The sequence below is a fragment of the Microbacterium sp. MMO-56 genome, from assembly GCF_037146215.1.
GTDB lineage: Bacteria > Actinomycetota > Actinomycetes > Actinomycetales > Microbacteriaceae > Microbacterium.
In genome coordinates, this window is record NZ_JBBCVW010000022.1 from 1 (window position 1) to 26,782 (window position 26,782).

The window sequence follows — 26,782 nt, forward strand, 5'->3', positions numbered from 1 at the left end:
TCTCCGGACGAACAGGTTGCTTGGTCGCTACCGATCCTCCGGGCCTCGACCCACCTCACCCCGTCACGCCACGCCCGAGCGCCTCACCCCACCCAGAATGCGCAGAGCCGCCATACCGAACCCCAATGAGCGGAACGCTGGATCGGTGGCGAAACGCACCAGACCCGAGGACGCGGCCTGGAGCGAATATGCCGGCCAGTTGGCGGTGAATCAGCATCTGCGCCCGCCCGTCATCGACGGCGTCGAGCAGCTGATCGACCCAAGTCCGGAACGGGACGCGAGCTACGCGACGGGAAACGATCGTCTTGAGGTATCCCCCTCGCTTCTCATGCGGCAATCGGGCGATCCGCATGACCTCCCGCTCGCCCACGCCAGCGCGGAGTTCGAGCACATCCGCGTCGTAACCGAGCATCGATGGGCCTCCGCTCCCTCAACACGAACATATATGGACACACGGTGGACATTTCATCTGCGAAATGGACAACTTCAAAAAAACCTACAAGAACCCAGCCCTACTGTAGGTTCCCGGTCAAGGTGGCGCAGAACTCGGGGATTCCACGCTAATTGGCAGCAGTTTCGTCAGCAGGATTCCGCGCGAAATGGCAGATCCCTACATAAGAGTAGGAAGTCCACTTAGACTTGACGTCCGCCGCCGCCGTCCGATCGCCCGCGCGATCATCCTCCCGTGCTGGGGATGAACGCGCGGTTCATGACTGGTATCCGAGCACCGTGGTCATGCCGGTCTCGGCGTGGTAGATGTTGTGGCAGTGCGCGACCCACTGGCCGGGGTTGTCGGCGTCGAAGTCGACTGTCAGGGTCTGGCCCGGGAGGATGATGGAGGTGTCCTTCCGGGGGCCGCCGTTCGCGTGCTGGTAGGTGTGGCCGTGCAGGTGGAACGGATGCCACATCTCGGTGTCATTGCGGATCCGCAACTGCACCCGCTCCCCCATACTGACCGCGTGCGCGTCCCGCAACGGGTCGTTCATGTCGAACCGGCGCCCATTGATCCCCCAGTCGTACGCCTCCATCCCCCCGGTCAGCGCGAGGTGCACGACCCGGTCGGGGGATGCCTGGTGCAGGGTGACGGAGGCGGTCGCGCTCAGTCCGGCAGCGGTGCCGACCCTGCCGGTGCCGAGCTCGGCGACGGGGACGTCGCTGGCCGGAGCCGTGCCAGCGGCGGTGCGAACGAGCGCGAACGCGCGATCCTGCTTGCCTTCCGCGTCGGCGACGACAGGGAACACCCCATCGTCCAGGGTGACCTGCAGGTCGTAGCGTTCGCCCATCCCGATCAGGACACTGTCGACCTCGACAGGATCCACCGGGAACCCGTCGGTGTGGGTGATCGTCAGGGTGTGGCCGCCGATCGCGAACCGGAACGCGGTGTCGCTGCCGGCGTTGATGACACGGATCCGCACCCGGGCACCAGGAGTGCCGGTGAATTGGGCGGGGTCGGCTTTGGGTTTGCCGTTGATGAGGTAGTGCGGGTAGTAGACGTCGCCGGCGTCGCCGCCGAGCAGGTCGGAGGTGGCGCCCATCAGCAGGTTCCCCATCCGCATGAACATGTCGCCCATCCCGCCCATGTCTCCCATGCCCTTCGAGAGGTCGGTGAGGACCTGGTCCGGGGTGGCGGTGACGCCGTCGAGCCAGTCGTCGAGGATCAGCACCCATTCGTCGTCCCACGTCACCTTCTCGTCCGGGTCGTCGATGATGAGCGCACCGTAGAGGCCGTGGTCCAGTTGCGGGCCGACGTGGGGGTGGAACCAGTAGGTGCCCGGATGCGGGGTGACGAACTCGTATGCGAACTGTCCGCCCGGGGCGATGGGGGCTTGGGTTACCGGAGGGACCCCATCCATGTCGTTGCGGAGGGCGAGTCCGTGCCAGTGCACGGAGGTGTCCGCGTCGAGCTGGTTGCGGACGGTCGCTTTCAGCGTGTCGCCTGCGGTGAGCCGGATTACCGGGGCGGGGATACCTCCGAACGCCCAGGTGGCGGCGGAGGTACCGGCCAGGTCGAGCGTGGTGGGGGCGGCGGTGAGGTCGACGGTGGTGACTCGGCCGGTGCCGCCGCGGTTCTTCTCCGTGCCGGACACCGCTGCGCCGGTGGGTGTCACCCATTGCGGCGCGGGGGTGCAGGAGGCGAGCACGGCTGCCGCGACGGCGCCCAGTCCGAGTCCGAGCACACCTCGTCGGGTCAGCAGCATCGGGGAGGACGGTGTGGGAGAGAGCGGACGGTCAGGCATGTTCGGGCTCCTTCTGCATGGTCGTCGCAGCGGGCGCCTGGGCGGGCAGGCGGAGCCGCTTGAGGAGGAGGGCGTTGACGGCGACGATCACGGAGGAACCGGACATCGACAGGGCGGCGATCTCCGGGGACAGCATGATCCCGAACGCCGGGTAGAACACGCCAGCGGCGATGGGGAGGGCGGCGGCGTTGTATCCGATGGCCCAGCCCAGGTTCTGCCGCATCTTTCGCAGTGTGCCCTTGCCGATCTTGAGTGCGATCGCAACATCGAGCGGGTCCGAGCGCATCAGGACCACGTCGGCGGTCTCGATGGCGACGTCGGTGCCGGCGCCGATCGCGATGCCGAGGTCGGCCTGGGCGAGGGCGGGGGCGTCGTTGACGCCGTCGCCGACCATCGCGACCTTCTTGCCCGTCTTCTGCAGCTCGGCGACCTTCGCGGACTTGTCCTCGGGGAGCACATCCGCGATCACGGTGTCGATGCCGAGGAGAGCGGCGATCCGGTCGGCGGTGGGCTTGTTGTCCCCGGTGAGCATTGCGACCTCGACGCCCTGCTCGTGGAGAGCGTCGATCGCGGTCTTTGCGGTGTCCCGGGGTGCGTCGGCGAGACCGATGATCCCGGCGACTTGCCCGTCCACGGCGAACAGGATCGCGGTGCGGCCGGACCCAGCCAGGTCCTGCTGAGCGGCCTGCACCCCGCTGATGTCGATCCCCTCCCCGGTGAGAAGGCGCGGGTTGCCGAGGACGACCTGTCGACCGTCGACGGTGGCGATCGCGCCCTGCCCGGTGACGTTTCGGAACGCGGTCGCGGTGCGACGGGGGATGTCGCGGGCGTCGGCGTAATTCACGATCGCTTTCGCCAGAGGATGCTCGGATTCCCGCTCCAACGCGACCGCGAGGGAGAGAGTCTCGAGGTCGTCGTCGCCGACGGGGATGTAGTCGGTGACCTCCGGCTCCCCCTTGGTGAGGGTGCCGGTCTTGTCGAACACGACCGTGTCGATGTGGGCGGCGGTTTCGATCCCGGAGGCGTTCTTGAACAACACGCCCCGTTTCGCGCCGAGCCCGGTGCCGACCATGATCGCCGTCGGGGTGGCGAGGCCGAGCGCGTCGGGGCAGGTGATGACGACGACGGTGATAGCGAACAGGATCGCCATCGGGATTGCAGCGCCGGCGAGCAGCCACACCAGGAAGGTGAGGGTGCCGCCGATCAGGGCGACCAGGACGAGCCAGAACGCTGCCCGGTCGGCGAGGCGCTGCCCGGGGGCTTTGGAGTTCTGCGCCTCTTGCACGAGCTTCACGATCTGCGCCAACGCCGTGTCCGAGCCGACTTTGGTGGCTGTGACGCGGAGGGTGCCGACGGTGTTCACGGTCGCTCCGATCACCTCCGACCCGGGCGCTTTGTCCACCGGCATGGACTCGCCGGTGACCATCGACTCGTCCACCTCGGACTCTCCGGATTCCACGACACCGTCGGTGGGGATCTTGGCCCCCGGCCGCACCAGCATCAGATCCCCCGGGACGACCTCGCTGGTGGGGATCTCGACCTCCTGCCCGTCACGGATCACGACCGCCTGCGAGGGTGCGAGCTCCAGGAGGGTGCGGATGGCGTCGTTCGCGCCGCCGCGGGCGCGCATCTCCACCCAATGCCCCAGCAGCACGAAGGTGGCAAGCACCGTGGCGGCTTCGTAGAACACTTCACCGCCGCCGGTGAGGGTGACCGCGAGGGAGTACAGCCAGCCGGCGCCGACACCGACTGCGACGAGCACCATCATGTCGAGGGTCTTCGCGCGCAGCGCCCGGTAGGCGCCGTCGAAGAAGATCCACGCCGAGTAGAAGATCACCGGCAGCGACAGGATCAGCATGAACACGTCATCGCGCAGCCCGAACGGTGCCGGCACCTCGAATCCGATCACCTCCCGCCCGATCGGAGACCACAGGGTGATCGGGATCGACAGGATCAGCGCGACCAGGAACCGGTTGCGCATGTCGCGGATCATCGCGTCCATCGACATCCCGCCGTGATGCCCACCGTGGCCCATCATCTCCTGCGCACTGTGACCCGACGCTGCACCACGATCGTGCCCACCCGCGGCCGCGGTGTGACCGGCGTGCTCGACGTGGTGACCGGCATGCACACCGTCATCCGCCGTCGCCGACGGGGCGTGCGTGTGGTCGTGGCCAGCGGCGTGGTCGTGGACGGGGTCGTCGTGATAGCCCGCAGGACCCTTATGGCCCGCGTGGCTGGCGTGACCCGTGGCATCCGTGTGGCCCTCGTGCGCGTCGTGACTCGCGTGCGGTTCTTGTGCGCCCTCAGCTGCGGGGCCGTGGTGGGCGCTGTGGTCGTGCGCACCCTCGTCGTGCGGGTCGTGCGCGGGGTCGCAGATATGGTCGGGGACGGACTGGCCGGCGCAGTGATACCCGCAGTCGATGACCCATTGCTGGAGGTGGGCGACCGAGGTGGTCTCGGGGTCGTAGGTGACGGTCGCGGTCTGTGAGACCGGGTTCGCGTCCACGGCGATCACTCCGGGTTGTCGGCTCAGGTGGGCTTCGGTGACGTTCTTGGAGGTCGCGCGGATCATGCCGCTGACCTGCAGGGTCACGGTTCTGGTGTCGCTCATTTCGGTTCCTTCCCGAGGGTGGGGTCGGTGGTGTCGGGGTGGGGCCATTGCCAGTCGGCGACGGCGGGGATGTCGGTGCCGTGCTCGCGGGTGTGGGCGCGGGCGTGCAGGCGGGCGTCCTGCAGCTCCTGCCGCAGGCCGGCGTGGCGGGCGGCGAGGCCCGGGACGTGGTCGAGGACGTCGATCGCGAGCCGGTACCGGTCGAGGTCGTTGAGCATGACCATGTCGAACGGGGTCGTGGTGGTGCCGCGCTCCTGGAAGCCGTGCACGTGCAGGTTCTGGTGCCCGGCGCGCTTGTAGGTGAGTCGGTGGATCAGCCACGGGTAGCCGTGGTAGGCGAAGATCACCGGCTTGTCGGGAGTGAAGATCGCATCGAACTCCCGGTCCGGGAGACCGTGCGGGTGCTGGTCCTCGGATTGCAGCCGGGTCAGGTCGACCACGTTCACCACCCGCACTCTCAGGTCGGGGATGTGCTCGCGCAGCAGCGCCGCCGCGGCGAGGGTCTCGAGGGTGGGGACGTCGCCGGCGGCGGCGAGCACCACATCCGGCTCGGTGCCTTCGGTTTCGGTGCCCGCCCACGGCAGGATCCCGAGCCCGCGGGTGCAGTGCTCGATCGCCTCGTCCATCGTCAGCCACTGCGGGGCGGGCTGCTTCCCGGCGACGACGACGTTGATGTACCCGGCCGAGCGCAGGCAGTGGTCGTAGGTGGACAGCAGCGTGTTCGCGTCGAACGGCAGGTAGACGCGGACGATGTCGGGGCTCTTGTTCAGGGCGAGGTCGATGAACCCGGGGTCCTGGTGAGAGAACCCGTTGTGGTCCTGCCGCCAGACGTGGCTGGAGAGCAGGTAGTTGAAGCTCGGGATCGGGTCCCGCCACGACACCTCCCGGGCCGCTTCGAGCCATTTGGCGTGCTGGTTGAACATCGAGTCGACGATGTGGGTGAACGCCTCGTAGCAGTTGAACAGCCCATGCCGGCCGGTAAGGACGTAGCCCTCGAGCCAGCCCTGGCACTGGTGCTCGCTGAGCACCTCCATCACCCGCCCAGTCGGGGCCAGGTGCTCGTCGACGGGCTCCACGGCCGCGTTCCACTGCTTGCCGGTGGCCTGGTAGACGGGTGGGGCGAGCCGGTTGGAGGCGGTCTCGTCCGGGCCGAAGATGCGGAAGTTGTCCGGGTTGTCCCGGATCACCCCCGCCAGCCACTCGCCCAGCACGCGGGTCGCTTCCCCGGTTCCCGCACCCCGCTCGGCCGGGTCGACCGGCTGCGCGTGCTTGTGGAAGTCCGGGAGCCGCAGCGGGACGGTGAGTTGTCCGCCGTTGCCGGCCGGGTTCGCGCTCATCCGCCGATCCCCGTCCGGGGCGATCGCGACCGTGGCCGGGCGGGGGGCGCCGGTCACGTCGAACAGCTCGTGCGGGCGGTAGGACGCCAGCCAGTCCTCGAGGATCCGCAGGTGCTCGGGATTGTCGCGGACCTCGGCGAGCGGCACCTGGTGTGCCCGCCAGGTGCCCTCCACCGGCAGACCGTCGATGATCTTCGGGCAGGTCCACCCCTTCGGGCTGCGCAGCACGATCGCCGGCCACGCCGGCCGCCCCTCCAGCGTCCCGGCCGCCGCGGCGGCCTTGATGTCCGCGATCTCATCCAGCACCGCATCCAGGACCGCCGCGAACGTCGCGTGGGACTCCTGCGGGGTCTCGCCATCGAAGCCGACCGTGACGACGTGGGGGTGATGGCCGTAGCCGCGCAGCAGCGCGACCAGCTCTTCCTCGGGGATGCGGGACAGCACGGTCGGGTTGGCGATCTTGTACCCGTTCAGATGCAGGATCGGCAGCACCACCCCGTCATGGGCGGGGTTGAGGAACTTGTTGCCGTGCCACGCGGTCGCCAGCGGCCCGGTCTCCGCCTCCCCGTCACCGATCACGCAGGCGACCAGCAGGTCGGGGTTGTCGAACGCGGCCCCGTAGGCGTGCACGAGGGAGTAGCCCAGCTCCCCGCCCTCGTTGATCGACCCGGGCGTTTCCGCGGACGCGTGCGAGGGGATCCCGCCCGGGAAGGAGAACTGCCGGAACAGCGCCCGCAGCCCCTCTTTGGTGCGGTCGATGCCCGGGTAGCGTTCGGTGTAGGTGCCGTCGAGGTAGGCGTTGGCGACCATGCCGGGTCCGCCGTGCCCGGGCCCGGTCACGTACAGGGTGTTCAGGTCGCGGTCGCGGATGGCGCGGTTCAGGTGGGCGTAGAGGAAGTTCAGGCCCGGGGTGGTGCCCCAATGCCCCAGCAGCCGCGGCTTGATGTCGTCCCGGCTGAGGCGGTGGCGCAGCAGCGGGTTACCCTGCAGGTAGATCTGCCCGATGCTCAGATAGTTCGCCGCCCGCCACCACGCATCCACCGCCGCCAACTGCTCGGCGGTGGCATCAGTGGTGCGGTGCGCCCACGCGGGGGGTGCCGGTGTGGGGGTCATGGTCGGTCTCCTTCCGATCCGCGACCGCTCGGGTCGCGCCAGGTGCGAATGACGGTGGTCATGGTGTTGCCGCCGGGATGAGAACGGTGGCGGTGGTGTCGCGGATCCAGACCACGCCGCGGTCATCGACCAGGACGATCGCACCGTCCCCGGTGACCCCGAGGGCTTGGACGGTTCCCGTGGTGGTGCCGACGTTCTCCCAGCCGGTGCCGACTAGGCGTCGCAACGTCCCGTCGGTGTCCACTCCGACCACCCCACCGGTTGGGTCGGTCTCCACCAGGTACAGCACTGGCGCGTCCGGCGCCGGGGTGAAGGTGGCGCCACCGTCTGTGCTGTGCTGCAGCCCGTCCTGGGTGGCGGCGTACAGGGTGCCGTCGGTCGCGGCGGCCAGGTCGACGGCGGGCAGCTCGGCACCGTCCGCCCAACTCTGCCCGCCGTCGCTGCTGGTGCGCAGCAGCAGCCGGGAGGATCCGATCCCGTACAGGGTGCCGTCGCCGGTGACGGTGAGGACGTGGAAGTCCTCTTCCCCGGTGAACGCGACCGGTTCCCACGAGGCGCCGGCGTCGAGGCTGCGGATGATGCCGAGGTTGGGGGCGCCGAGCTCCGCCGGGGTGGACGGGCCGGGGTGCCCGGACGCGTAGAGGGTGTCACCGGTAGCGGTCAGTCCCATCGCGTCCAGGTCGATGCCACCGACCGGGCCGGTGACGGTGCCGTCCTCGCCCAGCGTGTACAGGCCGGTGTGGGTGCCCAGCAGCACGGTGCTGTCACCGGCGTCGACGATGCCGTGCACATGCCCGAACCCGGCCGCGGTGCCCGCGGGGGCATCGGGCTCCGCAGGGGTGGTGCTGCAGCCCGTGAGCAGCAGCGCGACGGTGACGGTGGCCGTGATCGCCAGTCTGCGGGTGGTGGGAGAGATCATGAACGGAGGTCCTTTCCGTGCGGGTACGCCGGATACCGGTGACCGCACAGGGGTCGAGGGTGGGGCCTCGGACGGGACCGGCATCGGGAGCGCGGGTCCCGTCCGAGGGGTACCGGGTCAGAGGCTGGCGAGGATGTCCTGCATCGTGGTGATCTCGGCGGTCTGCCCGTCGATGATCTGCTGCGCGAGGGCGGCCACGTCCGGGTTCTGTCCGTCGGTGAGCACCGACTGCGCCATCGTCACGGCGCCCTGGTGGTGAGCGATCATGCCGTTCAGGAACAGGCGGGTCGCCTCGACCCCGGTCGCGGCATCCAGAGCGGCCATGTCGTCCTCCGACATCATCCCGCCGCCCATGTCCATGCCGTCCATCCCGGACATGGAGTCGTCGTACGGGACGCCCCACTCCTCCAGCCAGCCCTTCATGGTCTGGATCTCCGGGTCCTGTGCGGCCTTGATCTGCTCGGCGAGGGAGACGACTCGCTCGTCGATGCCGTCTTTCGCGAGGATCTGATCGGCCATCTCGATGGCCTGCTGGTGGTGCGGGATCATCATGGTCACGAACATCTCGTCCGCGGCGTTGAACGCGGCGGCGGACTGGGAGGGGGCGGTGCTGGTCATCCCCCCGGGTCCGTGGTCCATGCCGGGCATGGTGCCGTCGGTGGGGGCGCAGCCGGCGAGCACGAGCACGGTGGCCAGGGCGCCGGCGGTCAGCGTGAGAGTACGAAAACGCATCAGGGGTGTCCTTGTCTATTCAGTCGGTGAGGGTCTGATTCAGTGCCCGGGAGGGCAGGGTGCAGCATCCCCGGCAAGGGTCGCCGGGGTTCAGGCGGAATCAGGTGCGACTGATGGACAGGACAAGCAGTGAAGGCGGGCGGGGATGCGGCAATCCGACCAGCAGAGTCCGGGTATGGGAGCGCGAGCGGGCTACGGCGTATGTGAGAAGGGCACGGGACGTCGGGGCGAGCAGGACGATCACCGCGGCCAGCAGCGCCAGCACGCACACCATCATCAGCATCGAGTGATCCGGCATCCCCGCAGGGCTGCCGCACCCGTCCTGGCAATGCCCTCCAGCGCCCTCCGCCGCAGCTGCGGTCATCGGCGTATCGTCGGCGGCGGCTGGTGCGGAGCCGACCTGGCTGTGCGTGCTCATCGCGCTGGTCTCTGATGCCAGGGCGGGCTGGTGGGAACCGGTCAGGACGTGCATGGACAGCAGCCCGGTGATGATCGCCAGGGCGATCGGAGCGGCCAGCAGGAGCCGTCGCACCCCGGGGGTCAGACGCGCGTGCGAGCGAATCACGTTCACGACCGACCTCCTTCCCGTCCAGGGTAGCGGTGCCTTGCCTCCGCGACACGGTCAGAACACCACGCACGGGAGCGGGTGCCCCCTACCACTCAGCATATACCCATCCGGGGTATCCAGGATGGGTATCGCTTCGGGGATGGCTACCCGCCCGGGGTATGCTGGGCGTGATCGAGGAAGGGGCGTCGACGGTGAACCAGGTGGTGGCGCGACGGCGGGCACTCGGGTCCCGGCGTGCCCTGTGGTTCTACCTGGCCGCGGTGACCGCGATCATCGCGGGGCTGCTTGCGATGCATTCGCTGAGTCTGGAAGAGGACCAGGCGGGCACTGTCGTGTCCGCCTCCGCAGTCGTTGCGGCCCCCGATGCCGCCGCTGATGTCCTGGTCAGCGGGGTGGTGACGCCCTCGTGCGATGAGACGGTCTGCGGGACGTCTCATGCTTTCGCTGCCGTGACGTGTCTGCTCGCGTTGCTGACCCTGCTCATCCTGGTGCTCCCGGCCCGGGACGGGTGGATGTCGCTGCTGGCGTGGCTGCGATCCCTCCCCGGCAGGTCGAGCTCGTTCACATCCGGGTCGCCTCTTCTGCGGCCCTCCCTGATCGTGCTGTCGATCAGCCGCACCTGATCAGCACCCCGCCCGCGCCCGCCGCCTGAGCCGCCGCCGGCGCGTGATGTCGCCGACGGTCCACGATGTGCGGTCCGCAGGCGAGCGCGACCCGTCTGCGGCAGCGCCATGGGTGATCCGATCCCGGATTCTCGCCGTGCACTCCGGGCCGCGGCTCCCGGTTGGACCGTGTGACGGCGACCGTGCGCACCTTCATCGTCCCCCTCATCCAGGAAAGTCTTGTATGCCTGAACCCGCCCCCTCCACCCCGACTCCCGGTACCGGAACGCGCCGTGCGGCGAGAGCCGCCCTGTCTTCCCCACCCGTCCAGACGCGACGCGATCGACGCCGTCGGCCCACCCGTGCCGCCCGGACACCTCGACACGCGCCGCGCCGCACGCTCACCCGATCCCGGATGCTCGCCGGCGCGGTGATGCTCCCGGTCGCGTCGATCGCCGGACTGCCGTTGCTGATCCCGTTGACGCCGGAGCCGGTGTTCGCCGTCGAGGCGACCCGCACCCCGGTGCGCGCCCAGTCGTTCACCACCCCCGACACCGTCACCGGGACGGTGATGGTGCGCGGGGACTACACGGTGGCGGTGACCGCCCCCGTCGGGACCGAGTCGTACGCGCACACCGCGGACACATTCACCAACGACCCGGCATCGGCGGTGCAGTGGCCGTTCACCGTGGGAGTGCCGATCAGCAGCACGTTCGGGTACCGCACCCCGCCATGCCCGTCCTGCTCAAATTTCCATGCCGGACTGGACATGACCCCCGGGATCGGCACCCCGATCCAGGCGATCGCCGACGGGGTGGTCACCACCGCGACGGAGCAGGGCGGCGCGTACGGGGTGTACGTGGTGATCCGGCACGAGATCGACGGGCAGGTCGTGGAAAGCGCGTACGCGCACATGCGGGAAGGGTCCCTCGCCCTGACCCCGGGACAGACCGTGCGGGTGGGGCAGATGGTCGGCCGGGTCGGGGACAGTGGACGCAGCTTCGGCGCACACCTGCACTTCGAGATCCGCACCGGAGGCGAAGCGGTGGACCCGCTGGCGTGGCTTCCGGCGAGGGTGAGGCCCTGATGGACGCACTCCTCATTGTGGCTCCGGCGCTGATCCCGAGCCCGGGGATCAGCTTCGTTCAGGTCGGTCCGTTCCAGATCCGGTTCTACGCGCTGGCGATCCTGGCCGGGATCGTGCTGGCGGTGCTGATCACCGGCCGTCGGCTGCGGGCGGTCGGGCACCCGGCCGGGGTCGTGGTGGATGTGGCGATGTGGGCGGTGCCGTTCGGGATCCTCGGCGCCCGGATCTACCATGTGCTCACCCATCCCGGCGACTACTTCTTCCCTGGCGCGGACCTGTGGCGGGTGCTCTACATCTGGGAAGGCGGGATCGCAATCTTCGGTGCGATCCTGGGCGGGCTGGTCGGGATTGTGATCGGCACCCGTCGCGCCGGGATCCCGGTGCTGCTGTTCCTGGACGCGCTCGCGCCGGGGATGCTGGTCGCCCAGGCGGTGGGACGGCTGGGGAACTACTTCAACCAGGAGCTGTTCGGCCCGCCCACCACCTTACCGTGGGGGCTGCAGATCGACCCCTCAGCCCCCGCGATCCCGCCGGGGACCCCGGCGGGGACCCTGTTTCATCCGCTGTTCCTGTACGAGCTGCTGTGGAACCTGGCCGGTGCCGCCGTGATCGTGCTGCTCGAGCAGCACCGCCGCCGGCACGGCCGGATCACGCTGGGCGCCGGGCGGAGTCTGGGCGTGTACCTGCTGTGGTACGGGGCGGGGCGGGCGGTGCTGGAGTCCATCCGGCTGGATCCCACCGAGCTGCTCGCCGGCGGGCTGAAAGCGAACGTGCTCACCGCCCTGGTGGCCGCCGTACTGGGGGTCGGGCTGCTCGCCCACGCCTCCTGGCGCGCCCGCCGCCGCGCACCCGTCCGGGGGAGGGGGGATGCGCGTGTCGATCCGCAGTGAGCAGGCCCCGCAGCTGCCCGCCGATCACGTCGACCGGCCGGTGGAGGAGCGCACGAATCCGCGCCTGAGCGTGTCGGGGTGGGCGCGGTGGGCGTGGCGGCAGCTGACCAGCATGCGCACCGCCCTGGTGTTGTTGCTGCTGCTCGCGGTGGCCGCGATCCCCGGGTCGTTGATCCCGCAACGCTCCTCCGACCCGAACGGGGTGATCCAGTTCGACAAGACCAACCCGGTCTGGATGTGGGCGGTGGACCTGCTGCAGCTGCACGACGTGTTCGGGTCGGTGTGGTTCTCCGCGATCTACCTGCTGTTGTTCGCGTCGCTGATCGGCTGCGTCATCCCCCGCATCCGCCACCACCTGACCGCGCTGCTCGCCCCGCCCCCGGCCACCCCCCGCAACCTGTCCCGCCTGCCCGCCCACACCCGCCGCGTCCTCCCCGACACGCCCCCCGGTGCGGTCTTGGACGCGGCCGAGAAGGCGCTGCGTCGGCAGCGGTACCGCACCCGCCGGGTCCGCGGCGACGACGGACGGGACTCGGTCGCAGCCGAGCGCGGCTACCTGCGGGAGACCGGGAACCTGCTGTTCCACGTGGCGCTGCTGGCGGTGCTGGTCGTGGTCGGCGTCGGCGGCGGGTTCCGGTTCACCGGGCAGCGGGTGCTGGTGGAGGGGCAGACGTTCGCGTCCACCCGGATCGCGTACGACTCGTTCACCGCCGGCCGGTTCATCACTGACACGCAGATCCCGGCGTTCTCCCTCACCCTGGACCGGTTCCGCGTCGACTACGTCCTGGACAACGTCAACGCGCTCGGCATGCCGAAGACGTTCGACGCGCAGGTCACGACCACCACTGGCGGCACCCGGCAGGCCTCCAGCATCCGGGTCAACGAGCCGCTGCCGGTGGCTGGCACCGACATCTATCTGCTCGGCAACGGGTACGCCCCCACCCTCACCGTCCGAAACCCGGCCGGGAAGATCGTGTTCCGTGACACGGTCCCGTTCCTGCCGCAGGACGCGAATTTGACCAGCTTGGGCATCGTGAAGGTTCCCGACGGGCTGGCCGAGCAGGTCGGCCTGGTCGGGATGCTGTACCCCACCCGCGCGACCACCGCCTCTGGGGCGTTCGCGTCCAGCTACCCGGACCTGCTGGACCCGGTCGTCACCTTCAACGTGTACGTCGGCGACCTGGGCCTGAACACCGGGGTCCCGGTGTCGGTGTACGCACTGGACACCAGCACCCTCACCCAGATCGCCGGGCGGGGCACCCCCACCCCCGCCCTGCAGTTGGTCCCCGGCACCCCGGTTCCGCTGCCGGACGAGCTGGGCACGATCGAGCTCGGCCCGATCCCCCGATTCGCGTCGCTGGAGATCGCCGCCGACCCCACCCAAACCCCCACCCTGATCGCCGCGGTCGTCGCGATGGCCGGGTTGGCCCTGTCCCTGTTCGTGCCCCGCCGCCGCCTTTGGGTCCGCGCAACCACCGGCCGGGACGGCGGCACGGTGCTTGAGGTCGCCGGGCTCGCCCGCGGCGACGACCCCCGCCTGCAACCCACCGTCGACACCCTCGCCACCCGCCTCACCCCTTCCCCCGCACCCCTTCGAGGAGGCTCTGATGACCCCGTTCCTTGACGCCCTGTCCCTGCTGCTGGTGTACTCGGCGATCGCGATCTACGCCGCCGCATTCGTCGCCTACACCCTTCACCTCGCCCGCCGCGCCAGCACCCCTGCCGTCCCGGTCACCGTCCGGGTGCCGGTCACCGCCGGCGCCACCAGCACCACCGACCCGGACCTGGCAGGCACACCCACCGCCCCCGCCCCCGACACCGCACCCGGTGCCGCCGCTGCCCCGGGGGGCGGACGGGGGGCGGGGAAGGCGGCGCGGGTCGGGTTCGTGTTGACCGTGCTGGGCTGGGTGTTCCATCTTGCCGGGGTGGTGCTGCGCGGGGTCGCCGCGGACCGGGTGCCGTGGGCGAACATGTTCGAGTTCTCCCTCACCGGCACCGCCCTGATCATCGCCACCTTCCTGGCCGTGTCGCTGCGGGTGCGGCTGGCGTACCTGGGCAGCGCCGTGCTCGGGCTGACCGTGCTGCTGCTCGGCGTCGCGACGGTCAGCTTCTACGTCCCCGTCGTCCCCCTGATGCCCGCCCTGCAGTCCGGGTGGCTGGTCATCCACGTGCTGGTCGCGCTGCTGGCGACCGCGTTCTTCGGGCTCGCGTTCCTCGTCTCCCTCACCTACCTGCTCACCACCCGCCGCCGCGGCCTCCCCTCCCGGCTCACCCGGCTGCGGGACAGTCTGCCCGGGCCGGAGGATCTGGACCGACTCGCATACCGGCTGACGATCGTCGGGTTCATCCTGTGGACCTTCACCCTTATCGCCGGGGCGATCTGGGCCGGCCGCGCCTGGGGCAGGTTCTGGGGGTGGGACGTGAAAGAGGTGTGGACGTTCATCATCTGGGTGCTCTACGCCGGATACCTGCACGCCACCGCCACCCGCGGCTGGGCCGGCACCCGCGCCGCCTGGCTGTGCATCGTCGGCTTCGCCGCCGTGCTGTTCAACTTCGGCGTCGTCAACGTCTTCTTCACCGGGCTGCACTCCTACTCCGGACTGTGACCCGCCCCCTGCGAAAGGACCGCTCATGACCCGCACCACCCCCCGCCCCGCCCCAGCTGAGGACCCGCAACGCGCCTGGCGGCGACACCGCCTGCTCGTCCGGGTCGGCCAGGCCCTGATGGCCGCCGGCGCGATCGTCGCGATCATCCACTGGCTCGCGCACCTGGAAGTGTTCGGCCCCGGCCAGCCCTCCGGCTGGCTCGACCTGGTCGCCGGGTACCCGACCGGGGCACTGCTGCTGATCACCGGCGCCATCCTCGCCGGCCGCCGCCGCCCCACCAGCAAGAGCACGAACACCTGACCGACCGGAGTGATCCCGCATGCGCACCCCCACCACCCTGACACGCCCACCCCGCCGCGCCGTCACCGCCGCCGCGGTCGCCGTGTTCGGCGCGCTCGTCCTGCTTCTGGCCGGGTGCACCGCCCAGACGCCCGGCCTGTTGTCCTCCTCCCCGTCCCCGGGGTATCTGTCCGCGGACGAGACCGTGCGGGAGATCCCCGCCGACCAGCGCGACGACCCGGTCACCTTCACCGGCACCACCGACACCGGGGAGCAGGCGGATTCCACCGCGTGGGCGGGTTCGGTCGTTGTGGTGAACTTCTGGTACGCCGCCTGCCCGCCCTGCCGTGCCGAAGCGCCCGACCTGGAAGCCCTCGCCCAGACCTACCAGCCCGACGGTGTCGTGTTCATCGGCGTCAACGTGCGCGACAGCGCCGACACCGCCGCCGCGTTCGAGAACCAGTTCGGCATCACCTACCCGTCGATCCTGGACGCCACCACCGGCACGGTGCAAGCCGCGTTCGCCGGGAAAGCCGCCCCCGGCGCCGTGCCCACCACAATCGTCCTGGACCGCACCGGCCGGATGGCCGCCCGCATCATCGGGCAACTGCCTACCCGCACCACCCTCGCCGCCCTCATCGACACCGTCCTCGCCGAGACGAGCCCCTGATGGGGGAGATCATCACCGCCGGCAGCATCTGGGCCGCCCTCCCCCTAGCCCTCCTCGCCGGGCTGGTGTCCTTCGCCTCCCCCTGCGTGCTCCCCCTCGTGCCCGGCTACCTCGGCTACCTCACCGGCACCACCACCACCGCGGGGGTCTCCCGGTGGCGGGCGCTGGCCGGGACCGGACTGTTCACCCTCGGCTTCTCCGTCCTGTTCATCGGCTACGGGGCCGCGTTCGGCGCCCTGGGGGCCTGGCTCATCCGCTGGCAAGATCTCCTCACCCGCATCCTCGGGATCGTGGTCCTGCTGATGGGGCTCGTGTTCCTCGGCGTGTTCCGGCTCTTCCAACGCACCGCGAAACCCGCCATCCACCCACCCAGCGGGCTGGCCGGAGCTCCCCTGCTCGGCATCGCGTTCGGGCTCGGCTGGACCCCGTGCCTGGGCCCCACCCTCGCCGCGATCTCCGCCCTCAGCCTCACCACCGGCAACCCCGCCCGCGGCGCCCTCCTCGCCGTCACCTACTGCCTGGGCCTGGGGTTGCCCTTCATCGCCGCCGCCGCCGGCCTGAACTGGGCCACCGGAAGCATCACGTTCCTGCGCCGCCACATCCGCACCATCAACATCACCGGCGGGGTCCTCATGATCGCCACCGGCATCGCGATGATCAGCGGAGCCTGGACACTCCTCACCTCCAGCATCCAGAACCTCATCGGAGCCACCGTGCTCCCCCTCTAACACACCTCTAACACCCGCTGCCGCCGGGAGCGGGGCCATGGCGTTAGCCGCCAGGGCCGGACCGGCTCCCTGCCGCATCACAGAAAGGACAGACCATGCGACCACACGGCAGCCGTGACCGCGCCCCCATCCCGTCCGAGCCGGACCCGGCCCGCGGTTCCCCGGCGCTGGGGGCAGGGGGCGTCTGGGTCGCCGCAGCGGCCGCGGCCGCCGGGGTTGGGTCGGCGTATTGGGACGACTCCTGGCACACCACCCTCGGCCGGGACAACACCTTCATCCCTCCGCACCTGCTGCTGTATGCGTCGATCCTCACCGTCGGGGTCGTGATCGCCGGCTGGGGGTGGCGGCGGCTGGCCGCGACACGATCCGTGGCCGCCGTGTTCCGTACTCCCGGGTTCGCCCTCGCGGTCGCTGCGGCGGTCGCGACCGCGGCGGCCGCGCCCGCCGACGCGTTCTGGCACACCGCGTTCGGGCGTGACGCGGTGCTCTGGTCGCCCCCGCACCTGCTGTCGGTGATCGGCACCCTATGCGTGCTGATCGGCCTGCTCACCGGCACCGACCGGCACGTGCCCGCCCCGCCGCGGATCGCCCTGGCCGCAGGCGTGCTGGGGGCGGCGCTGATCATCGTGATGGAATACGACACCGACGTGCCCCAGTTCACCGAGACCCTGTACCTGCCGCTGCTGCTGGCGACCACGCTCGGCGCGGCATGGGTGATCACCACCCTGGTCCCCGGCCGCACCCGCCTTGTCCTCGTCGTCGCCGTGTACCTGGTGTTCCGGGTGGTGCTGTGGGTGCTGCTCACCACCTCTGGGTGGCTCGCCCCCGACCTGCCGGTCGCGGTGGCCGGTGGCCGCCCTCGCCGTGACCACCCTGCAACTGCTGGCCTCCGGGACCGGGATCAGCAGCGTCCCACCCACCCCCGTCGCCTGGTCCGCCGTCGGCACCACCACGGTGATCATCGTCAGCATGATCGCCCTCACCGTGCGGCCGGGGACTCGCCTCCGATCCGGCGGCGCGGCCGCGGCCCTCACCCTTCTGCTGGTCGCCCTCGCCCCGCCCCCACCCGCGCAGGCGCACGACCCCGGCCAGGGCACCGCCTACGGCACCGCACAGATGACCGTCACCGGCGACGGCACCGGGCAGCTGACCGTCACCATCACCGGCATCCGCCTCACCGACGACACCGACCTCACCCCGTCCCGTCTGGTCGCCCGCCGCACCGGAGAGGACCTCACCGCGCCGCTGCGCGCACAACCCGGCACCCCGCCTCCCGGTACCTTCACCGGGGAACTGGCACTGCCGTCACCGGGGCTGTGGTTCGTGTACGCCCAGTTCGCCACCGGCGAACGCACCCTCGAGGTGTGGGTGCCCGTCGATCAGCAACTCACCGGCCCGCAGAGCCAGCAGCGCAACCTCTACCAGCCCGTCACCGCCCTCACCCCGTCACCGGGGCAGATCATCCTCGGCGCCGTGCTCCTCGCCGTCTCGACGGCACTCACGGTCGCCGCGGCCGTCACCGTCGCCCGCCGCCGACGCGTCCTCCCTCCCGCGACCACCTGACCACGGCGAGGTCACCGCGCCCCGTTGCGGGCGGGCGGGCGATCTCGGCCTCCGGCAACCGAAACGGTCGGGCACGATGAGCTGGGCACCCCTGGCATCCGCCTGCTGTGCTGCCGGAGGGCGCGGACGTGACTCGACGCGGCAACGGCGACCACAACGGCGGCGGTTCTTCGGTTCGTGGGGTTATTCGGTGACGTTGATGATCATGGTCAGGCCGCCAGCGCCGTCGGTTTCGACGTTGTTGTTGGTGGTGTGGTGGTTGATGTGGCAGTGGATGAGCCACTGGCCGGGCTCGAGCGCGTTCCAGAGCACGTCGTAGCGTTGTCCCGGCCCGACGTTGATCGTGTCGGCCTGGAACTGCTGCGCCGTGGTGAGGGCCGCCCCGTCGCGGGCGACGACGGTGAACGGGCCGCCGTGGATGTGCATCGGGTGGATGTCGTTGGTGTTCGAGCCGATGAACCGCACCCGGAGGGTCTCCCCCACCTTCATGTCGATGGTCTCGGTGGCCGGGTACGCCTTCCCGTTGATGGTGAAGTAGTTCGGCATGCCCCCTTCCATCGGCATCGCCGGATAGGTCAGCCCCTCCCGGGACAGCCACTCCTGCAGCTGGATCGTGTACTCGCGATCGGCAGGCGGCTGCAGGCCAGGGTCGGCGGGGTCGATGATCAGCGCCCCGTACAGGCCGAGGGCCTGCTGCCGGTCGGCGTGATCGTGGGAGTGGTAGAAGAACGTGCCCCACTGCTTCACCGTGTACTCGTACCGGTAGGTGTCGCCGGGTTGGATGGGATCCTGGGTGATCCCGGCGGGCCCGTCCATCTCGTTGGGCACGTCCAGGCCGTGCCAGTGCACGGTCGTGGACTCGTCGAGCTCGTTGGTCACGTCGATGCGGATCCGGTCGCCCTGGGTGACCTGCAGCCGAGGCCCCGGGATCTGCCCGTTGTACGCGTACGCGTCGACGGTGACGCCGGGGAGGATCTCCCAGCGGATCTGCGACACGGTCAGCTCGAACACCCTCACCCCGTCCTCGACGCGGGCAGGTTCCAGCACCTCATCACCGCGGGTGTCCACGTCGTACGCGGCGGTCGCGGCCCGCGGGTCGACGGCGGCCATGTCCCGCATCGCCTCGGCGGGGGTGTCACGGGTCATGATCATCCCGGGCGGCATGATCAGCCCACCGACGTCGTGCGCGCTGAGAGTCATGTTGACGGCGTTCGCGGGGGCGACCATCCCGACCACGAGCGCGATCGCGGAGAACGCGCCGACCACGGTCAGCTGCGGCACGGTCACCGCTCCGGCGCCAGAAGGCTGGTGCGCCTCATGCCCCGACCCCGGCGACGACGCACCGCCCGCCGCCTGGTCGTGGCCGGCGTGCGCCTCCGGCCGCGGGCTGTGCTGCGCGTGCGCGTCATGCTCCTGGGGGTGGGTGGCGGGCTGGGGGCGGACGGTCATCAGACCGTGCTTGAGGCCCTTCTTCACCATCCACACGTTCACGGGGTAAGCGAGCACGAACCCGACCGCGATCCCGAAACTCATCACCGCCCAGAACAGCAACTCGGTGGGCAGCATGGCCCGCATGTCGCGGCCCATCATCAGCAGCGACATCACCGGCGCCATGCCCGCCATCATCAAGTTCATGCTGATGAACTCGGGCAGGAACGAGCGGCGCACGTTCTGCCAGTAGCTGCCGCCCATCATGTTCTTCATGAACAGGGCCTGGAACACGAACAACCCGAACGCGAACCCGGCGGCGTACTCGATGATCAGATCCAGCCACATCGGCAGGCCCAGCGACGCGACGACGACGGCGGCGACGATGATGCCGGTGGCATCGCCCGCGACGCAGTGGATGGTCGAGCCGATGCCCTGCTTCCACAGCGGCCGGGTGAACTCCTCATGCTCTCCCGGCCGTGGCTCCTTGTCCGCGAGCACATACAGCAGCGCCCCGATCGGCCCCAGGTAGAGGGTGACCAGGATGAAGCCCCACTTCATCACCGCCGGCTCCGGGTTGTGACGGAACTGGTCCACCCCGACCCAGATCGTGCTGATCGCGACCAGCACGAACCAGGCGACCAGGAAATAGTCGATCGGTTGAATCAACCTCGCCCGCCTCTCCCTCGCACACGACTCCCCCACACCTTATACCCCCTATAGGTATTCTTTCAATCGGCGCCGCCTCGGGTGCCGACGGGTGCACGTGCCCGGTGGGGCGAACCTGACGCAGCCGAGACGATCGCGGCGGAGTTCAGCGACCCGTGCCGCCCTCAACGGCGCCGCCGAAGAAGTCCGCACCGGCAGACTCGACCCCGACGGCGTCACGGCGATCCTGCTGCCCGCCTTGACCGACACCACGGCACCCCGAGGGCACTGATCCTTCCGCTCAGGAGACGGACGTCGTTCGCCGATAATCGAGAACGACGTGCCGGTGGACGCGGGTTGCGTCCGGCAGGGTGGTGTACGGATCGGGTGAGCGTGTCGCTGCGGACGTAGCGACGGTCACCGCGTGATTCTTCGAGAGAACTCTTCACATCCGTCTCGAAAGGACCCCGACGATGACCGTCGCCCCCCACGATATCGACCCTGCCCGTTTCCTCGAAGACCACCTCGCGCAGGCGTCGCCTGACCTGCTGCGGGAGATGCTCGGCACGTTCATCAACCAGCTGCTGTCCGCAGACGCCGACCAGGTCTGCCGCGCCTCCTACGGCACGATCAGCGACGACCGGATCAACCGTCGCAACGGTTACCGCACGCGCGCGTTCGACACCCGTGCGGGCACGCTCGACGTGAAGATCCCGAAGCTGCGGCAGGGCACCTACTTCCCGGAATGGCTACTCGAGCGTCGCCGCCGCGCGGAGGCCGCGCTGACGACCGTGGTCGCCACCAGCTACCTCCTCGGCGTCTCGACCCGTCGGATGGACGACCTGGTCAAGACCCTCGGGATCACCGGGCTCAGCAAGAGCCAGGTCTCAGACATGGCGAAAGACCTCGACGACCAGGTCACCGCGTTCCGCACCCGCCCCCTCGACGTCGGCCCGTACTCGTTCGTCGCCGCCGACGCGCTGACCATGAAGGTCCGCGAAGGCGGGCGTGTCGTGAAGGTCGCGGTGCTGGTCGCGACCGGAGTGAACGCCGACGGCTACCGCGAGATCCTCGGCCTCCAAGTCAACAGCACGGAGGACGGCGCCGGCTGGCTCACGTTCTGGCGCGACCTCGTCGCGAGAGGCCTGACCGGGGTGAAGCTCGTCACCTCCGACGCGCACGCAGGCCTTGTCGCCGCGGCAGGCGCGACCGTCGGCGGCTCCTGGCAAAGATGCCGCACCCACTACGCCGCGAACCTCATGGCGGTGACCCCGAAGTCCTCGTGGCCATGGGTGAAGACCCTGCTCGGCACCGTGTTCGACCAACCCGACGCGGAGTCCGTGCACGCCCAGTTCGACCGTGTCCTCGACGCCCTCGAGCACAAGCTGCCGCGCAGCTTCGCGCACCTCGAGGCCGCGCGGGAAGAGATCCTCGCGTTCACGGCATTCCCGAAGAGCATCTGGCGGCAGATCTGGTCCAACAATCCCAACGAGCGCCTCAACCGGGAGATCCGCCGCCGCACCGACGTCGTCGGCATCTTCCCGAACCGCGACGCGATCATCCGCCTCGTCGGCGCCGTCCTCGCCGAGCAGCACGACGAATGGGCCGAGCAGCGCCGCTACCTCGGCCTCGACGCCCTCACCGCCGCACGACGCGTCGGCGAACCCGTCACCGAGGAGGTGATCGAACCCGACCTCCGAGCCCTCACAGCCTGACCACAACACGAGGAATCACACGACCACCGATACACCACGCCCCAGGACTTGACCTGGACGCGATGTGGCTGCTCCGTCGGCGAAGGCGTGGAAGGCCTGCGGCCGGGCGAGATCCGGGAGACGCAAAGGTCGGATTGGTACAGTGAGGGACTATGCCCCGCGACCCCCGATCCCGGCCCGACCGGGTCATCGCGGCGGGGTGGTGGTCGGGGCGGCTGCTGACCATCCTGGGCCTGGCACTTGTGCTCATCATCGGCGGCTGGACCACCTCCCACACCACGGCTGACGCGCACGCCGACACCAGTGCGGGCTCCCCCGTCGCGACCGGCTCTACCCCAGACTCGGGGGCACCGGTGGAGGGCCGGACGGCGTCGTCCTCTGCGGGGGTGTCCGTCGATGCGTCCGGGGCGTGGGGGTGCCTGATCGGGGTGGTGTGCACGCTGCTGGTACTGGCGGCCGTGACGGCTTCCCGGCTCCAGGGCCGGCTGCGGATACTGCGGGTATCCCGTCCGGTGCGCGCGCCGCTGCTGGTGCCGGTGCCCGTGTCGCGGCGTCCGGCCGCGCCCTCACTGCTGCTGTTGTCGATTTCCCGAACCTGAGATCCGGCATGCCGCCCACCCATGGGCGGCGTCTTCCCGCCCGCCCGTGTGCGGGCGCTGTGTGATGCCGATTTCTAGGTTTGGAGAATGTCTTGACGACCCGTATCACGGCGGCCCCCTTCGCCGGTCCGGTGCCGACGGCTGCGGCCGGTCACCGCCGCCCACCCGGCCCCGCTCGGCCCCGTCCGGCCCCGTCCCGCCGCGGCGCCGGCGCGATCATCCTCCGTCCATTCCCGCCCCGGCCCTCTTCTGCGGGGAGGGGGTGGTGATGCGGCCGGGGTTGACGCATCGGCGGGCGATCATCGTCGGGGCCGGGCAGGCCGGGCTCGCGGTGGCCGCCGCGCTGATCGGGTTGGGGTTCCGGCCGCAGCAGGAGTTCGTGGTCGTCGACGCCGCCACGGACCGGCAACGCAGTTGGGCGTCCCGGTGGCATTCGATGCGGCTGCTGTCCGACGCCCGCCACAGCACGCTTCCGCTCCGGCCGCTGCCGCTGGACCCGCACGAGCATCCCCGGGCCGATGAGATCGCGAACTACCTGGACCAGGTGCAGCACACCCTGGGGGTGGACCCGTTCTGGGGGTTGCGTGTGGTCGGGGTGGAACACCGCGGTCACGGGTCGGTGCTGCAGCTGCAGACCGCGGAGGGCGACGTGCAGACCCGCAACGTGGTGTGCGCGACCGGCGCCGCCACCCACCCCCGCATCCCTGCGTGGGCGCAGCAGCTGCGGGTGCCCGGGGTGGTGCTGCACAGTGCCCACTACCAGTTCCCCCGGCAGGTGCCCACCGGGCGGGTGCTGATCGTCGGCGGAGGGAACAGCGGGGTGCAGCTGGCGCGAGAGCTGTCCGCCTCCCACGAGGTCACCCTCGCGGTCCGCACCCGGCGCCCGCACCGACCCGCCCGTACCTTCCCCGTCCACGCCCGGGCAGGCTCGTCCTGGCTGGGTCGCCCACCCGCCGTGCAGCCGGTGTTCGGCGACAGCTACCATGCGCTGCGTCACGCGGGTGTGGCGGTCGCCCCGGCGGTGACCGGCGCGGACGGCGGGCAGGTCACGTTCGCCGATGGCAGCACCCTCGCCCCGGACTCGGTAATCCTCGCCACCGGGTACGACCCCGGCGAGGACTGGCTCCCCGCCGAGGCGACCGCAGCCCGGTCCCGCCCGGCGATGACCGGGCTGCCGGGCTTGTTCGTCGCCGGGATCCCCGCCCACAGCCGCCCCGGAGCGGACACCCTCGCCGGGGTGTCCCGGGACGCCGCCGTAATCGCCCGCACCATCGCGGACCGGCCATGACCGCCACCCCGACGACCCTCCAGGACCCGCACGGACGCCCCCAACCCACCCCGCCGAACCGCCGCGCCCGGGCGGTGATGCCATTGGCGATGGCGTTGCCGGTCGCGGCAGCCGCGGCGGTGCTGATGGATCTCGCCTACCCGGAGGTGGGATTCTGGCCGGCCGCGTTCGCCGCGACCGGGCTGCTGCTTCTCGCCCTGATCGGCCGGAGCGTGTGGGGGGCGGTGGCGGTCGGGGCGGTGTTCGGGTTGCTGTTCTTCGGGCTGCTGGTGTCCTGGACGACCCGGTATCTCGGGCCGGTGCCGTGGGCGGCACTGACCGTGGTGGAAGGGACCCTGACCGCGGTCGGGATCATCCCGCTGGCACTCGCCTACCGGTGGGTGCCGCGCGCCGCCCCCGGCCCGGTCGGACGCCTGCTCCTGCTGCCGGGCCTGGTGGCCGCGTTGTGGACGGGCCGGGAGGTGCTGCTGGGCGCCTGGCCGTACGGGGGGCTGCCGTGGGCGCGGCTCGGGATCACCCAAGACGACAGCCCCCTCGTTCAGACGGTGTCCTGGGTCGGGGTGAGCGGGCTCACCTTCCTGATGGTCTTCACCGTCGCCGCCGCGATCGAAGCCATCCGGACCGGCCGGTGGCGTCGCCCGTTCCCCGCCGCCGTACCCGCCGTCACCACCCTGATGCTGGTCCTGGTCCCGGCGTTTCCCACCACACCGGCCGGGACGATGCGGGTCGGGGCGGTGCAAGGCAACGGCCCGTCCGGGTACTTCGACCAGCGCACCGTGGGGGCGATCGCCCGGGCGCAGGGGGACGCGACCGGCCCGGTGCTCGACGCGGGTGTGGATCTGGTGGTGTGGCCGGAAGGGCTGGATGCTGACCCGTTCCAGACCCCGTGGCTGGCCGAGTATCTCACCAGCATCAGCACCCGGGCAGGTGCCCCGCTGCTGGCGAACGCGGCCACCACGGCGGGCGGCAACATCTACAACACGTCGTTCCTGTGGGACCCGGCCACCACCGGTGCCACGCCGCAGCGGGAGCAGGTGCAGACGCACGCGAAACGCCACCCGGTGCCGTTCGGCGAGTACGTGCCCGACCGGGCGTTCTACACCCTGCTCGCCCCCGACCTGGTCGGGCTGCTGCAACGCGACTACGCGCACGGCACGGACGTGCCGCTGGTCACCGTCGGCGGTGTGCCGGTGGGGTTGGCGATCTGCTTCGACGTGATCTACGACGAGGTCATCGCCGAGAGCATCACCGCCGGTGCGGAGCTGCTGGTGTTCCAGACCAACAACGCCGACTTCCGCGGCACGGACGAGAACCTGCAGCAGCTCGCGGTCGCCCGGATCCGCGCGGTAGAGACCGGCCGTACCGTGGTGAACGTCTCCACCGTCGGCACCAGCCAGATCATCCGCCCCGACGGCAGCACCCTCACCGGTCTGCCCGCCGGACAGGCCGGGGCGCTGATCGCCGACACCGACCTGCGCACCGGCATCACCCCCGCCGTCCTCATCGGGCAAGGCGTCTCCGCTGTCACCTTGTGGGGTGGGCTGGGTGGTCTCGCCCTCACCGGCGCGATCGCCTGGCGGCGGCGCACCCCTGCTGTGGCCTGACTAGGCATGCCCGTCAGACAACCCGGGGTTATCCTGCGGGTGGGAGGACGAGGCGGCGGATCTCCGCAGCGATCAGATCTGGTTCTGTGGCGGGGATGTAGTGGCCGGAGCGGGCAGCGACCACGTGCCGGCCCTGCCGGGACTGTGCGGCCCGATACCGCCCGGCGGCGGTCGCGGCATCCCGGACCCGTCGCGGCATCCCGTCCGCGAGACTGCCGGAGATGACGGTGACCGGGACATCGGGCAGCGCCGGCGGGTCGCCCTGCCAGGCGTGCAGCTCGGTGAGGAAGGTGCGCGCTTGCCGACCCTGGGTGACCACCACCGCGGGCCGGAACGCCTCCCGGTGAAGATCGGCCCGCACATCCTCGGGCATCCCCTCCCCGAGGAACCGGAAGAACCGCTCCAGCATCCCCACCCGGGCCAGCACCCACTCCACGGCGATCACGATCTTCTCCCCGACCCGGAACCGCATACCGAACAGGAGGTCCGCTGCCTCATCGGTCGGATCCACCAGCACCAGCCCGGCCACCCGGTCCGGGCGGCGGGACGCGGCCAGCCGCACCATCGGGCCGCCCGCGGAATGCCCCACCTGCACGAACCCGCTGCTCGGCTCGAGGCCGTCCAGCAGATCGTTCAGGTCGTCGGCCATCCGGTCCAGGGTGCGCCCTGCACTATCCGGGACGGACCGACCCAGCCCCGCCCGGTCATACACCACGGCCCGCGTGAACGCGGCGACCCGGGTCTGCACCGACGCCCAGGTGGAGCGGGTCGCCGCCGATCCCGCCTCGAACACCACCGTCGGCACCCGGGGCCCCGGCGGGGCCCGGCAGCACCATCGCATAAGGGGCGCGCCCGCCACGGGTGCGCACCCACACCGGCTCCCCCTGCGTGTGCACACGCTCCCCCGCCATGACCCGCCCTACCGGTCCGTGCCCTGGCGGGAGGCGCCGGTCGCGGCGCGGTGGGCCTTCTCCCGCAGGGCCAGCAGGGCGAGGGTGTCGTCCTTGATCTGGGTGCGGCCGAGGATGCCCCAGTGCGCGCTCAGGTGGTCTTCGAGGTAGCGCAGCACCCGGGCGAACGGGACGGTGTGCCACGGCGCCCCCGCCCCGGGCGGGGAGGTGGGGTTGCCGAACACGACCGTGCGGATCGTGCGCCCTTCCGGCGCCACCGTCCGTCCCGTTTCCAGCAGTTCGGCGACCAGCCGGGCGGCATCGGTCGGGGCGCAGCACCCGAACCGGGTGAACGCGGCTTCCAGCACGGCCGGGTCCCGCATCGCCGGGTTGGGGTGCGGGCGGCCTTCCTTGACCTCGCCGACGATCATGTCCGCTCCGCCCCCGGCACCCAGGGCCGGGTCCAGCGGTGCGTCGACGGTCCCGGACGCTCCCGGTGCGCGGTGCAGCCGTACGGCGAGGATGTCCAGGTCGGTGATGGTGCGGGGACCGCCGGGACCGGTGGCGTCCAGCACGGGGTATTCGGCGACGGTGAAGTAGCCGTTGACCCGCAGGTACGCCTGCACCAGCCCGACCGCCGTGTCCACCCTCTATCTCCGACCGG

22 protein-coding genes are annotated in these 26,782 nt (G+C 70.6%); 13 read left to right on the forward strand and 9 right to left on the reverse strand.

Features of this window, described 5'->3' with window-relative positions:
* Positions 1-707: 707 nt before the first annotated feature.
* From WFI00_RS15910 to WFI00_RS15935, 6 genes are all read right to left on the reverse strand, one after another.
* The gene (locus WFI00_RS15910; RefSeq protein ID WP_336626834.1) at positions 708-2,237 is read right to left on the reverse strand and encodes a multicopper oxidase family protein; all 1,530 of its coding nucleotides are present in this window, start codon (positions 2,235-2,237) and stop codon (positions 708-710) included.
* Positions 2,230-4,851: a heavy metal translocating P-type ATPase gene (locus tag WFI00_RS15915; protein WP_336633389.1), complete on the reverse strand. Its 2,622-nt coding sequence runs from the start codon at positions 4,849-4,851 to the stop codon at positions 2,230-2,232. Before WFI00_RS15915 ends, WFI00_RS15910 begins: the two co-directional genes overlap by 8 nt.
* The gene (locus tag WFI00_RS15920) at positions 4,848-7,301 is read right to left on the reverse strand and encodes a phosphoketolase family protein (protein ID WP_336633388.1); all 2,454 of its coding nucleotides are present in this window, start codon (positions 7,299-7,301) and stop codon (positions 4,848-4,850) included. Before WFI00_RS15920 ends, WFI00_RS15915 begins: the two co-directional genes overlap by 4 nt.
* A 58-nt stretch (positions 7,302-7,359) precedes the next feature.
* Entirely contained in the window at positions 7,360-8,220 is an 861-nt protein-coding gene (locus tag WFI00_RS15925; protein ID WP_060959933.1) for a F510_1955 family glycosylhydrolase, read from the reverse strand.
* Positions 8,221-8,337: 117 nt separating this feature from the next.
* Positions 8,338-8,952, reverse strand: coding sequence for a DUF305 domain-containing protein (locus WFI00_RS15930; RefSeq protein WP_056207384.1), 615 nt, complete (start codon positions 8,950-8,952; stop codon positions 8,338-8,340).
* A gap of 100 nt (positions 8,953-9,052) precedes the next feature.
* Positions 9,053-9,523 carry a DUF6153 family protein gene (locus WFI00_RS15935; protein ID WP_036286051.1) on the reverse strand — a complete coding sequence of 157 codons (471 nt, stop codon included), beginning with the start codon at positions 9,521-9,523 and terminating at the stop codon, positions 9,053-9,055.
* A 155-nt stretch (positions 9,524-9,678) separates the two neighbouring features.
* On the opposite strand from WFI00_RS15935, the gene WFI00_RS15940 reads away from it, so the two are divergent.
* The 9 genes from WFI00_RS15940 (at position 9,679) to WFI00_RS15980 (ending at position 17,946) form a co-directional block, all read left to right on the forward strand.
* Positions 9,679-10,143: a DUF6153 family protein gene (locus WFI00_RS15940; RefSeq protein WP_005049597.1), complete on the forward strand. Its 465-nt coding sequence runs from the start codon at positions 9,679-9,681 to the stop codon at positions 10,141-10,143.
* 394 nt (positions 10,144-10,537) lie between these two features.
* Positions 10,538-11,209: a M23 family metallopeptidase gene (locus tag WFI00_RS15945; RefSeq protein WP_005049595.1), complete on the forward strand. Its 672-nt coding sequence runs from the start codon at positions 10,538-10,540 to the stop codon at positions 11,207-11,209.
* Positions 11,209-12,099, forward strand: a complete 891-nt coding sequence (gene lgt / locus WFI00_RS15950) for a prolipoprotein diacylglyceryl transferase (RefSeq protein WP_005049593.1) — start codon at positions 11,209-11,211, stop codon at positions 12,097-12,099. Before WFI00_RS15945 ends, lgt begins: the two co-directional genes overlap by 1 nt.
* A complete protein-coding gene (gene resB / locus WFI00_RS15955) occupies positions 12,077-13,723 on the forward strand; it encodes a cytochrome c biogenesis protein ResB (protein WP_336633387.1) in 1,647 nt (548 codons plus the stop codon). Before lgt ends, resB begins: the two co-directional genes overlap by 23 nt.
* Positions 13,707-14,705 carry a c-type cytochrome biogenesis protein CcsB gene (ccsB, locus tag WFI00_RS15960; protein ID WP_005049590.1) on the forward strand — a complete coding sequence of 333 codons (999 nt, stop codon included), beginning with the start codon at positions 13,707-13,709 and terminating at the stop codon, positions 14,703-14,705. Before resB ends, ccsB begins: the two co-directional genes overlap by 17 nt.
* 25 nt (positions 14,706-14,730) lie before the next feature.
* Positions 14,731-15,006 carry a hypothetical protein gene (locus WFI00_RS15965; RefSeq protein ID WP_005049588.1) on the forward strand — a complete coding sequence of 92 codons (276 nt, stop codon included), beginning with the start codon at positions 14,731-14,733 and terminating at the stop codon, positions 15,004-15,006.
* A 19-nt stretch (positions 15,007-15,025) separates the two neighbouring features.
* The gene (locus WFI00_RS15970) at positions 15,026-15,655 is read left to right on the forward strand and encodes a TlpA family protein disulfide reductase (protein ID WP_005049587.1); all 630 of its coding nucleotides are present in this window, start codon (positions 15,026-15,028) and stop codon (positions 15,653-15,655) included.
* Positions 15,655-16,383 carry a cytochrome c biogenesis CcdA family protein gene (locus WFI00_RS15975; RefSeq protein WP_005049586.1) on the forward strand — a complete coding sequence of 243 codons (729 nt, stop codon included), beginning with the start codon at positions 15,655-15,657 and terminating at the stop codon, positions 16,381-16,383. The genes WFI00_RS15970 and WFI00_RS15975 overlap by 1 nt, the downstream gene beginning before the upstream one ends.
* 864 nt (positions 16,384-17,247) lie before the next feature.
* On the forward strand, positions 17,248-17,946 hold the full coding sequence (locus WFI00_RS15980) for a hypothetical protein (RefSeq protein ID WP_336633386.1): 699 nt from the start codon (positions 17,248-17,250) through the stop codon (positions 17,944-17,946).
* 183 nt (positions 17,947-18,129) lie between these two features.
* On the opposite strand, the gene WFI00_RS15985 is transcribed toward WFI00_RS15980, so the two are convergent.
* Positions 18,130-20,043, reverse strand: a complete 1,914-nt coding sequence (locus tag WFI00_RS15985) for a DUF4396 domain-containing protein (RefSeq protein ID WP_060960784.1) — start codon at positions 20,041-20,043, stop codon at positions 18,130-18,132.
* Positions 20,044-20,495: 452 nt separating this feature from the next.
* Between WFI00_RS15985 and WFI00_RS15990 the strand changes: the two genes are divergently transcribed.
* The 4 genes from WFI00_RS15990 to lnt all read left to right on the forward strand — a co-directional run bounded on the left by WFI00_RS15990 (position 20,496) and on the right by lnt (position 25,228).
* Positions 20,496-21,737: an IS256 family transposase gene (locus WFI00_RS15990; RefSeq protein ID WP_336633385.1), complete on the forward strand. Its 1,242-nt coding sequence runs from the start codon at positions 20,496-20,498 to the stop codon at positions 21,735-21,737.
* A gap of 152 nt (positions 21,738-21,889) precedes the next feature.
* A complete protein-coding gene (locus WFI00_RS15995) occupies positions 21,890-22,336 on the forward strand; it encodes a hypothetical protein (RefSeq protein ID WP_036286063.1) in 447 nt (148 codons plus the stop codon).
* Between the two features lie 268 nt (positions 22,337-22,604).
* Complete coding sequence (locus WFI00_RS16000) at positions 22,605-23,624, forward strand: flavin-containing monooxygenase (protein ID WP_336633384.1); 1,020 nt, start codon at positions 22,605-22,607, stop codon at positions 23,622-23,624.
* Positions 23,621-25,228, forward strand: coding sequence for an apolipoprotein N-acyltransferase (gene lnt, locus WFI00_RS16005; RefSeq protein WP_336633383.1), 1,608 nt, complete (start codon positions 23,621-23,623; stop codon positions 25,226-25,228). The genes WFI00_RS16000 and lnt overlap by 4 nt, the downstream gene beginning before the upstream one ends.
* A gap of 28 nt (positions 25,229-25,256) precedes the next feature.
* Here lnt and WFI00_RS16010 read toward each other — a convergent pair whose 3' ends face one another.
* Together WFI00_RS16010 and WFI00_RS16015 are read right to left on the reverse strand one after the other, a co-directional pair.
* Complete coding sequence (locus WFI00_RS16010; RefSeq protein ID WP_223849008.1) at positions 25,257-26,069, reverse strand: alpha/beta fold hydrolase; 813 nt, start codon at positions 26,067-26,069, stop codon at positions 25,257-25,259.
* A 78-nt stretch (positions 26,070-26,147) separates the two neighbouring features.
* Complete coding sequence (locus WFI00_RS16015) at positions 26,148-26,765, reverse strand: hypothetical protein (protein WP_135948657.1); 618 nt, start codon at positions 26,763-26,765, stop codon at positions 26,148-26,150.
* Positions 26,766-26,782: the final 17 nt, after the last annotated feature.